Consider the following 13,879-nt stretch of genomic DNA (forward strand, 5'->3'; position numbering starts at 1 on the left):
CTTAGGAAGGTAACCATCAATCCGGAGTGGGAGTACTACAAAGCCAAGCAACGAGAGCTCTTGTCAGATCCAGAATACAGCTTAATATACAGCCTTCGAAAAACGGATGTGGAACCCGCATTCGGACATTTGAAGGCGAATTTAGGGTTCAACCGATTCCATGTAAGAGGAATTGATAAGGTTCATAATGAGATTGGACTGGCGTTAATGGCCACGAACATGAGAAAATTGGCTCTGATCTTTAGAACAAATCAAAAGACCCAGCATTTTTATTCTTGTCGAATAAAAATCTGGGTTTTTTGAGGACTTACCTTACAGCCTCTTTTCATGTACAGGTGACTGCTTTATTCACCAAAATGATATTGCTCAAAACCAACTTCTAAAGGATCTACAAATTCATAGTTCATTTCTTTTAGCTTAGGTATTAACTCAGCTACCGCATCAACCGAGGCCTGGTTGGTATCATGCATTAACAGAAGAGTTCTAGGTAGTAATTGATTCATCACATGCTCGACGATTAGATCCCGATCTTGAAATTCCCAATCCAATGAGTCCACATTCCATAAGACAGACGTCATAGGTTGCAACAAGTCAACAACCCGTTGTCCTCCGGCTCCAAATGGCATACGGTAAAGCGTGTTTTCATAACCAGTTTGATCGTATATCGACTCTTGGGTCCAATTAATCTCTTCTAATACTTCTTCATTGCTAAGCTTACTAAAGTCAGGATGAGTATATGAATGATTACCCAGGATGTGCCCCTCATCCACAATTCTTTGAGCGATTTCTGGATGATCATCCACGTAAGCTCCATAAACAAAGAAAGTGGCTTTAATTTGGTGGTCAGCTAAAATATCTAACAGTTGAGGGGTATATTCTTCATTCGGGCCATCATCAAAAGTTAAGGCAATCACTTTCTTTGTGAATAATGGCGTATCAATAATATAGGGTTCTAAAGTTTCAATATTGGATATGGATGATAAGACCGGCGGATCAAAACCAATCTCGTAATAAGCTGCCAATAAGGTGTCTGAAGCAACTTTAGCCCACTGATCAAGGTCCGCTAATTTATCAGCTAATAAGGGTTGATGTCTGTAAGGAGCAATCGCTAGTTCTAGCGCTTCCACCTCATAAACCATTTGGATAAGTGCCTCATAGTTTAAATCACTGGGATCCTGAAATTCAAAGTCTTGAAGCTTTTGGTAAGCAGCTGGATAGTCCAGAGCATATTGCAGGTAGTCTTTCAAGCCACTAGATAGAGCGTCATCCATTAAGCCTTCAATATTTATGTCACTGACTCTTTCTTTAATAGTTTCGGATTCTAAATCTGTCTTCAATAGAGGCATCTCAGTCGGACTTTCTTCAAGTAGTTTTGCTTGGTCTATTGATTCTTGATAGAGATCCTGGTTCACTAGTTTTAATAATTGATATTTAGCCAATGCTGAGTTGGCTAGCGCTTGGTGATTACTTTTTTGTTTACCTGTTAATTGATTTGCCAACTTTTGGTACCGTTCATATTCACGGATATCAGCTTCTTCATTTACCAACAAATGATGACTATCTTGATAGAGCTGACGTTCTAAATTTTCAACTGTTTGTAACCGGTTTGCATTCAAACTTTGAAAGACGCCCCACATGCCATAAGTCAACAGAAAGCCAATAATCCCTAATCCAATTCCTTGCCAAATCCTCGGCCAACTTAATGGATTCCACCATTCCTTCATCGCACAAATCACTCTCTCTTCCATTAAAAAAGAACATTCCAAGGAATGTTCTTCGCTTATATTTATTATAGCAAATAAATAATATCTGCCAAGACCTATTCTCCATCTAAGTAAGTAGAGAAAGTATCACCATGCTCTAAATCCCCATATTGATAACCACGATAAAACCAAGCCTGGCGCTGTTTGGCACTACCATGCGTAAAACTATCAGGAACCACAGTCCCGTAAGCTTCTTTTTGCAAGGTATCATCTCCCACCGCATGAGCCGCTTGAAGAGCTTCTTCAATATCGCCTACTTCCAGGATTCCCTTCTCGTCGACATATTTACTCCAAGCACCTGCTAGATAATCTGCTTGCAACTCGACTCGAACGCTAGCTTCATTAACTTGCGACTTACTAGCTCGTCTTTGTAATTCTTGAAAATCTTGCATCACACCTAATTGATTTTGGACATGGTGACCGACTTCATGTGCGATAACATAGGCCATCGCAAAATCTCCCGGTGCTTGATAACGTTGAGATAAATCTCTCATAAAAGACAAATCCAAATAAACTTTCTGGTCTGCTGGACAATAGAAAGGGCCCGCTTGAGCACTACCAAAACCACAACCCGATGTTTGAACCATTCCTTCGTAAAGAACCAAGGTAGGTTCTTTGTACTCTAAGCCATGTTTAGCGAACTCTTGCTTCCAAAAATCTTCACTACTTCCTAGGATCCGACTCACATATTCCATCTCTGCACTATTAGCTTGTTGACTGACTTGACTTTCAGTGATATTCGATGAAGTGGGTTGACTTTCGGTTAAATTAGAAAATAACCCACCACCACCAAAAATAAACATCCCTAAAACAACTAAAAGCACCAACCATTTAGACCGCCCGGGTAGCAAGAAAAGAAGCTGTAATAAACCACCCATATTGCCACCGCGACGATAGCCACCCGGATAACCTGACCGTCCAGTCCTTTGCCCTCGTCGATCTTCAACATTTTGACTTTTTCTAAGATCTTCCCATTTCATTGTTTTCCTCCTATGATCCTTAGATAAATGGCGCCATTAATCGCAACACAGAATCCCATACTTCACCTAATAATGTTTGCTTGGTATCCTTTAAAGAAACCTCCCGCGACTGACTTTGTGATTTCAAGAAATCTTCCTTAATCTCAGAAATAACGGGATGATAATATAAAATCGTACTCGCTTCAAAATGCAAATACAAGGATCGGTAATCGAGATTAATGGTTCCAACCGAAGCCAGACAATCATCAACTACAAATGTTTTAGCATGCAAGAAGCCGGGACTATACTCAAAGATTCTCACACCTGCCTTAAGTAGAGGAGGATAGTAGGAACGCGTCACCCGGTAGACGATTTTCTTATCTGGTATTCCAGGTGTCATAATACGTACATCAACGCCCCGCTTAGCAGCAAGGGCTAAGGCCGACTCCAATTCATCGGATATCACTAAATAAGGCGTATAAATATAAACATAGTCTTCAGCATAATTGATCATCTCAAGGTAGATATTCTCACCTAGGGCCTCACTGTCCAACGGGGAATCCCCAAAAGGTTGAACAAAACCAGCCGCAGCAACTTGATCAGGTTCTTGCATCATTTGCTCAGTTTCAAAAATCAATTGCTCATCAACAAAGCCTTCATAAGATTCATCCAGCACATAGAAAGCATTCCACATATTTAAGAAGAGGACCGTTAAATTCCAAACAGCAGGTCCCTTAATACGAATCATATTATCCTTCCAGTAGCCAAAACGTTCTACCTTGTTGATATATTCATCCGCTAAGTTCAAGCCACCAGTATAACCGATTTTTCCATCTATGATAATAAATTTCCGGTGGTCTCGGGTGTTATACGCTACTGATAGTAAAGGTTTAACCGGATTGAATTTTAAGGCACGGATCCCTAATTTTTCTAATTCTTCATCGAAACTTTTAGGTAGACGGGTAATCGTTCCAAAATCATCATACATGAACCGAACGTCGACCCCTTGGTCGGCCTTCTGCTTTAATATTTCAAAGATGGCATCAAACATTTCACCATACTCAACAATAAAGAATTCAATAAAAATAAAACGTTCAGCTGCCCTTAAATCTTCAAGTAAATCGTCCATCATCGACTCGCCATTAGGATAATAGTCAACTCCTGTATTCGTATAAACTGGCATCCGGTCATAATCTCTTAAATATTTAGCGGTTAGACCTAGGCGAGAGTCACGTTCCAATAATAATTCCCCAGCATCTGGTGCACTGTCCATCACATTTTTATAGCTTTCTTGCTGGTCTTCTAAACTACGTTTCATGCCTTGAGCAGGGCGCTTATTACCAATCAATAGATAAAGCAAGCCACCAAACAGAGGGAATAGAGCAATAACCATAATCCAGCTAAAGCGATAAGTAGGGCTTTCATTTTTTCGAATTAAAAATAATATCATGAATATAGAGAAAATAAACAGCAAACCATTTAACCACATCGAATATTGCGTCAGTCGAGTGAGAACAATAGTAAACCAAATAATTTGTAGGATAAATAAGAAAGCAATAATACCTACACGAATGATAATTTCCTTATTGGTTGAATCTTTCAACATGACACCCCTTTCTATCACATCATAGACTCATTATAATCTATTTTCCATTCGTTTGAAAACATTCTTATCTGTCTTAATTTAAGCGCTTGCATCATCACTATGTTTTTCTATTTTTATCGCAAAAAGGAGCCAGTGACTAGTCAGTCCCGGCTCCCTTATTTCAATGTTTAGTTTTTAGATTCATTAGCAACTCTTATTGGTTTTGGAATTTTTCCCAATCGGCAAGAAATCCCTGGATCCCTTTGTCGGTTAAGGGGTGAGACCAAAGTTTTGGGAACAGATTACCAGGAATCGTCACAATATCCGCTCCTAGTAAGGCTACTTGCTCGACATGCCCGATATGCCGGATGCTAGCGACAGTAATCTCACTTTCTAGACCATAATTATCAAGCACGATTCTCAAGTCCTGAATCAGACGTAAGCCGTCCTCTCCCATATTATCAATTCGACCCTCAAAAGGGCTAATGTAAGTGGCTCCTGCCTTGGCAGCCATTAAGCCCTGAGACACCGAAAATATCAGGGTGACATTCGTTTTAATACCCTCTTTAGAGAAAGTATTAACTGCTTGAAGACCTGCTTCCGTCATTGGTATTTTTACAACAATGTTATCTGCCCATTGAGCGATTTGTCGGGCTTCCTTAACCATATCTTGATAGGTCAAACCGATTACTTCTGCAGAGACAGGACCTTCCACCAATTAACAAATTTCCTTGATTACCTCTTCAAAAGGTCGTCCTCCTTGGAAATAATCGAAGGATTGGTAGTCACTCCATCACATAAACCTAACGAGTCAATGCGCTTGATCTCGTCGACATTTGCTGTATCCAGAAAGAATTTCATTGTCATACTCCTTCACGAGCTTATTTAAACGCATCCTTGTAAGCCTGAGCGACTTTGTCTGTAGTAAAGCCGAAGCGTTCAATCACTTGATTACCGGGTCCAGAAGCACCAAAGCGGTCGATACCTAGGGTAATCCCCTCTAATCCAACATAACGTTCCCAACCAAAAGTGGCAGCCATCTCAATGGATACCCGGTTCTTAACCGCCTTTGGTAGGACGGATTCCTTGTAGTCCTCTGATTGTTCATCAAAGCGGTTCATAGCAGGTAGGGAAACAACGGAAACATCAATACCGTCTTGGGCTAACTGAGCTTGGGTCTCGATCGCGAGGTTCACTTCAGAACCCGTCGCAATTAGAATTCCTTCAGGTGTCTCACCTTTAGCTGGTGAGAGGACGTACCCTCCCTTATCAACGCCTTCTTCAGCCAAGGATTGCGTCGCTTCTAGCGTCGGTAAGCCTTGACGCGACAAGACTAACATAGTTGGCCGGTCGGCTTCCTTAAGGGCTACCTTCCAAGCGGCATAAGTTTCGTTGACATCCGCTGGTCGAATCACATTCAAGTTAGGCATCGCTCTAAAGGCCGCTAATTGTTCAATCGGTTCATGAGTCGGTCCATCTTCGCCGACGGCGATCGAATCATGGGTCATCACATAGATGACTGGTAACCCGGACAAGGCAGAGAGACGAACCGCTCCCTTGAGGTAGTCTGTAAAGACGAAGAAGGTTCCGCCATAAATCTTACTACCACCATGCAAGGCTATCCCGTTCATCATGGCGGCCATGGCAAATTCACGCACGCCAAACCAGATATTACGTCCTTGACGGCTTTCCGGCATGAAGTCCTCTTCAGCTTTGACCATGGTATTGTTGGAGCCCGATAAGTCAGCCGATCCACCCCAGAAGAATGGGATTTCTTTAGACAAGGCTTGAATCGCAGCCCCACTGGAAGCACGGCTGGCTTCTCCAGCACCCGCTTCTTGATAAGTCAAGCCTTGGTCAAAGCCTTCGGGTAATTCTCCCGCATAAGCCGCTTCTAATTCAGCTGCTTGTTCAGGGTTGGCTTCTTTATAAGCGTCATAAGTAGCTTGCCAGGCTTGATGCGCTTTTTGACCACGTTCTTGAACGCGCTCCTTGAAGGCTTGATACGCTTCTTCCGGCACCTCAAAGGCTTCACTGGTCCAACCATAGGCTTCCTTGGCGACGGACCAATCGTCAGCACCAATCGGCGCCCCATGGACAGCATTGGTTCCTTGCTTAGGCGCACCGTAACCAATCACGGTCTTAATTTCAATAATTGTTGGTTGGCCCTTGTGGTCCTTGGCTTCTTGAATGGCTTGAGAGATGGCTTCTAAATCATTGCCATCTTCTACGCGTAGGTAGTGCCAGTTAATGGCCTCAAAACGTCCTTTGATATCTTCGGTAAAGGCTTGATCTAAGTCACCGTCTAGGGAGATATCATTGGAATCATAAAGAACGATGAGTTTCTCTAATTCTTGACGACCAGCATAAGACAGGGCTTCATAAGCTACCCCTTCCATCAAATCGCCATCCCCACATAAGGTATAAGTGAAGTGGTCAATAATGGCATGGTCATCCGTATTATAAAGGGCGGCTTGGTGAGCTTCTGCCATGGCCATCCCAACCGCTTGAGCAATCCCTTGGCCCAATGGACCGGTGGTCGCTTCCACGCCATCGGTATGACGGTATTCCGGGTGACCCGGTGTGCGACTAGCTAGTTGACGGAAGTTCTTCAAATCTTCAATCGTCACATCAAAACCAGCTAAATGAAGCAAACTATAGAGCAAGGCCGAGCCATGGCCCGCTGACAAGACGAAGCGGTCTCGGTTGATCCAATCACTTGCTTTTGGATCTACTTGTAGGTGGTCGGCCCACAGGGCGTACGCCATTGGCGCAGCCCCCATCGGAAGGCCAGGGTGGCCAGAGTTGGCTTTCTCGATCTGGTCCACACTCAAAGCACGAATCGCATTGACAGCTAACTGACCTGTTTTGGTAAACATATTATCCTCCTTGTAAGGGTTTTCTTCATTATAGCATAGCATTTATCTTTGTTGTCGATATTCAGACATGATCGATGCGAATATTTTCGCAGTAGTGGGTGGTGTGTAAGTGATCGCATTAGCCCCAGCCTCGATGGTCTCTTTAATACTCTCGCCTGTTGGCCCTCCAGTTGCAATAATTGGCACCTTATCACCAATTTCTTGACGAATCTTACGAACAGTCAGGGCTGTCTTATCAGCTGCCGAGACATTCAACATACTGGCTCCCGCCTCTAACTTAGACTGATAGTCGTCATTGGGACTAACAACAGTGGTAATAATCGGCACATCGATCAGTGCTTCCATCTCCTTAATGACAGATGGGGGCATAGGTGTATTCACAACCACTCCAAAAGCTCCAAGCTGCTCCGCAGTAAAAGCTAATTCGATACTCCGCTGACCGGTCGTCGTTCCTCCACCAACACCCATTACTGTTGGCATAGAAGAGACATGAATGATACTCTCCATAATAGACTGTTGAGGAGTGAAAGGATAGACCGCTATAACCGCATCGGCATTAGAATTGCGAATAACTGCTAAATCAGTTGTAAACAGAAATGACTTGATTCGTTTACCAAAGATGCGAATGCCAGAAGCCTCGTATACTTCTTCTGGCACTTCAACAATTGAACGTCTTAACTTAGATTGATACTCTGGAATAAACTTCTTATCTCTAGAAAAAAGGTCTTCCACTTCTTCTTCCGTTAAAATAACGTTCCCATCTTCGTCTTGGGAAATAAGAGTCATGACATCAGCATCTTTTAAACGCTTTTTAATATAGTGCTTTTTAGGATTTGTCATCGTATCACCTCGCCTAGATTATATTAAATTTTCACACTAATCGCTATTAATTAACTTCTTGCCTGGCTTGACAACTATTACTAATCTGCTTAGCACTAGCTAATAAATGAACAACCTCGCACTTATTTAGGGAATAAACCACTCGCTTGCCCACTTTAACTGAATCAATAATTCCTTGGTTGCGCAAAGTAATTAAATGGTGCGAAGTAGTCGCAACCGTTGCATCAATAAAACGTGAAATCTCGTAGACGCAAAGTTGTTCTTGCTGGTGAAGCAGTTCAATAATTTTGATTCGATTAAGATCTCCAAGCACTTTGAATAGGGCTGCGAGACGCTCTAATTCATCCGGATCAATCAGCTGGTTCATTTGACACAGCATTTGATCAATCGCTTCATCCTCCATACATTGATAATTATTCAAATTTTTTCTGCCTCCTTATTATTTAAATGTTTCTGGCAACTGCTTTTGTTTCAATTCATATAATTGATCTAAATAATCAAAGCCTACTGCCTGGTTAAATGCTTCCCATGATAGGCTGGTTTGATCGCTCACTTGATCAAAAGATATCCCTTCCATCGGTTGCAAATAGTATTCAATCCCTTGAGGCTGGTCTTGGCTATCTCGGGTATCGGTAAGTAAGGCAATTGCCAATTCATTAATCTTGTAACCAAATTGAGTTTCACCAAGTAGTCCCGCAGTAAAATTATTTAAGAAAGGTTGCTTTTGTCCGTATTTTTCAACGCCCTTTTGCACGAGCTCATTAAATTGTTGATGAGCTTCCGGGGAGGACTCGATCTTTATTTTTTCGCCTTGGTCATTAGGCTCAAGCAAGTTACTACGATCTTCTGCTTCTAACCAGGCAATAAAAGTATCCGCTAAGAAATGATGCATAGCCTGAGTTTGGTCATAAATCCGCTGGAAGTCTTCGCCCTTATCAGAGACATCAATGAACTTCCCTGCTAATGCTTGGCTGTCAGATTCCTCCATCGCTTGAATCGCTTCTACTAATTGGCCGATAGCAGTTTGTTTGTAGTGATCAGTGTTGAAGTTGTAAGCATTGATGGCGTTTGTCACTAGGTCATCTGTTGCAAGATAAGCCGCAGTGACCTGTCCCTGGTCATCCACTTGAACTAGATAATTGATCGTTAAACCAAGAGGATCTGTTTCCGTTACATAGTAGTATTGACCGTCATAAACTAAGGCTTGCTCGAGCATTTGAGTTTGCTCACCAGCTAAGTTAAATAACTTATAATTATAAACATAAGGAAGGACCTCTTCTAATAGATGGTGGTAGAATGAGGCAGGTGTTTGCTCTTCTTGAACTGGATTTGCTTCTGTGCTTGAGCTAGCTTCTTCAGCTGAAAATCCAGCTTCTTCTTTAGAATCACTAGCCTCCCATTCAATCGTCTCAATAGGTGAGATGTTTTCAGCTAGAACTGAAGGAACAGGGAATGTTAATAGCAAAGTAGACAAAATGGCTAAAGTTTGATTGTATCTCATGATAGGCTCCTTTAATCAATTTTCTTGAACTTATTTAAGCAAAAGCAAGATGTCTTCAAGGTATCTTACAGTGTAAATATTGTACCATATATAAAAAAATTTACTTCATTAAATAAATATAATTATTTTTACCTAAAAATTTACCTAAATTACATTGAAATTATAGATTAAAATATTTATATTAAAAGTAAATAATACTGAAGGAGAGTTAAGATGGTTTTATCTGATTATCTTACCGCCCAACAACCTGCGCGCATCATTCGCTATTATAATTTTTACGCTAACAAAAAACAGCCCTATCAATGTTCTAGGCAATCAGTCGGTTTCCAATTAGTGATGATTTATTCCGGAAACGGCCAAATTTCTACTGCTGTCGATAAGACTCAGCTAAACTTTGGTCAATTTGTTTTTATTCGTTCCATGAATACGGTAACTATCAAGACTGAAGAAGATATGCATGGTAGCATTATTGAATTTATGCCTAGTTTTCATTTAATGAAGAACCATTTTGGTACGATCTTTACTGCTCATGATGCAACAGGTGGACTGGGAAATATGATCTATATCTTGTGGAATGAAATCAATTGTCAAATTGATGGTCAGAAAACAGACATTCAACTCTATCAAGCTTTAGCTAGCATCAGCAAGGCACTTGAAATAAGCCAACTCGACCTTCCCTCGACACGTACACAACTAAGCCCCCTAATCAGAGAGGCTCAAATATACATGGAGGATGCTATCTTGGATCCTGATTTTAAGATTGATAATCTGATCGACAAACTTGCCATTAGTCGGACCAAGTTCAATAAACTTTTTAAAGAAGAAGTTGGTGTATGTCCAGGTCAATACATCACCCAAATTAGGATGACTTATGCCTTAGACCTAATTATTTCAACTCCTTGTCCAGTGAATGACATCGCTCACCACTGTGGTTACCGCAGTTACTCTAATTTTTATACGCTTTTCAAGAAGCATTACGGGCAAACTCCCTACTATTTTCGAAAAAATCAGACTGATATTAGTTAGGCTAGCATTCCTTCAAATTGCTTCCCCTTTATATGCTTCTATGCTATTCTTACTATACCTATTAAATTGATTTTTCGGGATTTATTGACCTAGATCACGGAGTCAATTCATGAAGGAGACCACTCGAATCATCATGTACATTTCCAATATTAATTCCGCCTCAATTAAACTCAAGAGAATCAAAGCTGAAGAATATGACGTTGATGAGAAGGTGACGCTCTATTCTGATGATGAACTCTTAATTTACTATATCAATCAAGGTGCTGTACATTTTGATGATCAAGGCAAGGATAGGGAAGTAAAGAAAAACCAAATTTTAATTTTAAATCCAGGCGAAAAAGTTGTTCTCACAGTAACTCGTAAAACCTTCTGGCAAAAGCTCTATCTCAATGGCGTTCTATTCACCTCATCACTAGCCATTGATTCTACCAAGAATGTCTTCATTGTGACTGATGATGATGCTGACATCAAAAGATATATAGATTTAGTAGACCATGAGTACCACTCACAAGATACAGGATCAGACCTCATTTTGAAAAAATTGATTGAAATTATTTTTGTCCATATTTTAAGAAATAATACCTTATCCATTAAAGATGCAGCCGTTCAGATGAAGAATGACGGCATCGCCAAAATTCAGCGCTATATCCGGAATAATTATGGAGAGCGGATCACGCTTGATTCTCTTTCAGAAATTATTGGTATAAATAAATACTATATGATCCGACTCTTTAAACAAAAAACAGGCCTTTCACCGATTGATTACTTGATTCATATCCGCCTAGCCAAGGCAGAGCAGTTACTCGTTCAATCAGAAACAACTATTTCTCAGATTGCTGATATCGTTGGTTTCCACTCTCCTTCACACTTCTCCAAGACTTTTAAAGAGAGTAATCAAATGACCCCTTCTGATTACCGAAAAAAATACCGAAAAAAAAATAACAGCTAATCTTACATTAAAAGTCCCGATCCTTCCACTCAGACGGTGGAAATATCGGGACTTTTGTCATGATTGAATCGACCTACAAGCACAAGCAAATCAACCGTGACTCTATCTAAATGCTGGATTAATCTCAGTCTTTCAGTTTCACTTAGTTGCCACGTCAAGGGGGTCATTTCTACAAGATCTTGCTTTTGCTCCTCACTTAAATAAACACACTTAGAGATAGATTGTTCAGATAAGAGTTGACAATGTTTCAAAAAAGATTCATAAACAGGTTCATTATCATAATCAATTACATTTATTTGGAATAAATCCTGCATGGCTAAGCGAATTTCCGCTAGATAATGAGCCGTCGGTATTACCTTGATCAAAAGGCCAGTTGACTTGAGAATACGCGCAAATTCTTGGTAGTTTGCCGGAGATAAAATCGATAAAATGATATCTACTGATTGATCGCACAAGGGTAGCTGGGATAAATCAGCCACACTGGCCAATAAGTGGCCATTATAATCAGTCGCTAACTTGATTCCTGCTTTAGCTAAGTCGAAGCCTAACAGAGCCGGTTGGGGGAATGCCTGATTTAAACATGCTAAATAAGAACCTTCACCACAACCCGCATCAATTATCACAGCTGGGCTTGGTTGATGGTGGGAAACAATATCCAATAATACCCGGTGCACATCGTCAAACACGGAGCCTTCGGTAATTATTCTTCTTCTCGCCTGAAATAAGTCTCGGCTGTAATCCTGATTTGACGCTTGCTTAGCCAAGTGGAAGTCTCCTTGCTTGGATAGGTTAAAGTGATGCCGATTTGGACAAGTCAAATCACCATTATCCTCCGCCTTCAAGCGCTCATGACAATAAATACAAGCTAAGGCTACTTGTTGATGGTTTTGAACCCATTCTTGTGTCCGGTCTCGTTTAGATTGCATAAGCCACCCTTCCTTCTTTTTTGAAATAAAAACCGCACCCTACTTTAGTAAAAGATGCGGTCGATTTCTTTTATTCAATTCCACGGACTTCCCGAATAACATCGGCAATTCTAGAGACATATTGGTGAACTTTTTCAGGAGTAGAAGCTTCTGCCATCACTCTCAGTAAAGGCTCAGTACCACTTGGTCGTACTAAAATCCGTCCATCGCCATCCATTTCTGCTTCCACTTGTTGGATTACTTCCTGAACAGCTGGTTCATCCATAACTGTATACTTATCTCTGACACGAACATTCACTAGTTCTTGTGGGAAAATCTCCACTTCACTGGCTAATTGAGATAAAGACTTGCCGGTCTCTTTCATAATCGAAAGTAATTGCACACCTGTTAGTAATCCATCACCAGTGGTATTGAAATCAAGGAAAATAATATGACCTGATTGTTCACCACCTAGATTATACCCATGCTCACGCATCGATTCCATAACATAACGGTCGCCTACATCCGTCGCTATCGTCTTCAGACCAATCGCTTCAAGGGCTTTAGTGAAACCGATATTACTCATCACAGTAGATACGACGGTATCGTGCTTTAATTGGCCTCTTTCTTGCATGTGCTTACCGCAGATATACATAATCTTATCGCCATCAACAATTTCACCATTTTCATCAACTGCAATCAGACGATCGCCATCGCCATCAAAGGCTAACCCTACCATGGTTCCCTTTTCTTTAACGGCTTCCTGAAGAGCTTCAGGATGGGTCGATCCTACTTGGTCATTGATATTGATTCCATTCGGTCGGTCACCAATCGTGTAGAAATCTGTTTCTAAATCGGCAAACAACTGATTCACAAGGGGAGCTGTAGCTCCATTTGCCGCATCAATACAAACACTAATCCCTGATAGATCACCTGGAATGGTGGTTTGTAAATAGTTAATATATTTAATGGAGCCTTCAGGAAACTCATCGATGGTTCCAAGACCCTCAGCTGACGGTCTTGGTAATTGATCATCATCGCTATTGAGGAGTGCCTCGATTTCTGCTTCTTGGTCATCCGATAATTTAAACCCATCAGCTCCAAAAAATTTGATTCCGTTATCTTGGGCTGGATTATGAGAAGCTGAAATCATGACTCCTGCTGTCGCGCCTTGAGTCTTGGTTAAATAGGCAACAGCCGGAGTGGAAATGACTCCTAATTGCATCACTTCAATACCTACTGACAATAAGCCAGCCACTAGCGCGCACTCAAGCATCTGGCCTGAGATACGAGTATCACGTGCAACTAACACACTAGGGTGCTTATCTTCTTGGCCAGGATCTAGGTGTTGCTGTAAGACATAACCACCATAACGACCTAATTTAAAAGCTAATTCTGGTGTCAATTCGCGGTTGGCTTCTCCTCTAACACCATCAGTTCCAAAATACTTTGTCATCTTTTTCTCCTTTGAA

General features: G+C 41.2%; 11 protein-coding genes and 2 pseudogenes. 3 read left to right on the forward strand and 10 right to left on the reverse strand.

The window, feature by feature from the left end; translation table 11 throughout:
* Window positions 1-383 (forward strand): annotated as a pseudogene (locus tag T408_RS11175) (transposase); the annotation flags it as partial.
* Here the strand turns inward: T408_RS11175 and T408_RS11795 are convergent.
* From T408_RS11795 to T408_RS0107435, 8 genes and pseudogenes are all read right to left on the reverse strand, one after another.
* The gene (locus tag T408_RS11795) at window positions 345-1,748 is read right to left on the reverse strand and encodes a polysaccharide deacetylase family protein (RefSeq protein WP_084543979.1); all 1,404 of its coding nucleotides are present in this window, start codon (window positions 1,746-1,748) and stop codon (window positions 345-347) included. The pseudogene T408_RS11175 and the gene T408_RS11795 overlap by 39 nt on opposite strands.
* A 71-nt stretch (window positions 1,749-1,819) precedes the next feature.
* Entirely contained in the window at window positions 1,820-2,743 is a 924-nt protein-coding gene (gene ypfJ / locus T408_RS0107405; protein WP_028119368.1) for a KPN_02809 family neutral zinc metallopeptidase, read from the reverse strand.
* A 19-nt stretch (window positions 2,744-2,762) separates the two neighbouring features.
* Window positions 2,763-4,328, reverse strand: a complete 1,566-nt coding sequence (cls, locus tag T408_RS0107410) for a cardiolipin synthase (RefSeq protein WP_028119369.1) — start codon at window positions 4,326-4,328, stop codon at window positions 2,763-2,765.
* A gap of 193 nt (window positions 4,329-4,521) precedes the next feature.
* Window positions 4,522-5,168: pseudogene (gene fsa / locus T408_RS11185) on the reverse strand (fructose-6-phosphate aldolase).
* A 20-nt stretch (window positions 5,169-5,188) separates the two neighbouring features.
* Complete coding sequence (gene tkt, locus T408_RS0107420) at window positions 5,189-7,186, reverse strand: transketolase (protein WP_028119370.1); 1,998 nt, start codon at window positions 7,184-7,186, stop codon at window positions 5,189-5,191.
* Between the two features lie 42 nt (window positions 7,187-7,228).
* Window positions 7,229-8,026: a hydrolase gene (locus T408_RS0107425; RefSeq protein WP_235731630.1), complete on the reverse strand. Its 798-nt coding sequence runs from the start codon at window positions 8,024-8,026 to the stop codon at window positions 7,229-7,231.
* A gap of 46 nt (window positions 8,027-8,072) precedes the next feature.
* Window positions 8,073-8,447: an ArsR/SmtB family transcription factor gene (locus tag T408_RS11190; RefSeq protein ID WP_051444840.1), complete on the reverse strand. Its 375-nt coding sequence runs from the start codon at window positions 8,445-8,447 to the stop codon at window positions 8,073-8,075.
* Between the two features lie 18 nt (window positions 8,448-8,465).
* Window positions 8,466-9,527 (reverse strand): hypothetical protein, encoded by a 1,062-nt coding sequence (locus T408_RS0107435; protein ID WP_028119372.1) that lies wholly within the window; start codon window positions 9,525-9,527, stop codon window positions 8,466-8,468.
* Between the two features lie 213 nt (window positions 9,528-9,740).
* Here T408_RS0107435 and T408_RS0107440 point away from each other — a divergent pair, with 213 nt between their 5' ends.
* Window positions 9,741-10,553: a helix-turn-helix domain-containing protein gene (locus tag T408_RS0107440; protein WP_028119373.1), complete on the forward strand. Its 813-nt coding sequence runs from the start codon at window positions 9,741-9,743 to the stop codon at window positions 10,551-10,553.
* A gap of 109 nt (window positions 10,554-10,662) precedes the next feature.
* On the forward strand, window positions 10,663-11,502 hold the full coding sequence (locus tag T408_RS0107445) for a helix-turn-helix domain-containing protein (RefSeq protein ID WP_235731631.1): 840 nt from the start codon (window positions 10,663-10,665) through the stop codon (window positions 11,500-11,502).
* A gap of 29 nt (window positions 11,503-11,531) precedes the next feature.
* Here T408_RS0107445 and T408_RS0107450 read toward each other — a convergent pair whose 3' ends face one another.
* Together T408_RS0107450 and glmM are read right to left on the reverse strand one after the other, a co-directional pair.
* Window positions 11,532-12,428, reverse strand: a complete 897-nt coding sequence (locus T408_RS0107450) for a methyltransferase domain-containing protein (RefSeq protein WP_028119375.1) — start codon at window positions 12,426-12,428, stop codon at window positions 11,532-11,534.
* A gap of 70 nt (window positions 12,429-12,498) precedes the next feature.
* Window positions 12,499-13,863, reverse strand: coding sequence for a phosphoglucosamine mutase (glmM, locus tag T408_RS0107455; protein ID WP_028119376.1), 1,365 nt, complete (start codon window positions 13,861-13,863; stop codon window positions 12,499-12,501).
* Between the last annotated feature and the right edge of the window lie 16 nt (window positions 13,864-13,879).

Source organism: Hutsoniella sourekii ATCC 700629 (genome assembly GCF_000518205.1).
In the GTDB taxonomy this organism is placed as follows: domain Bacteria; phylum Bacillota; class Bacilli; order Lactobacillales; family Aerococcaceae; genus Hutsoniella; species Hutsoniella sourekii.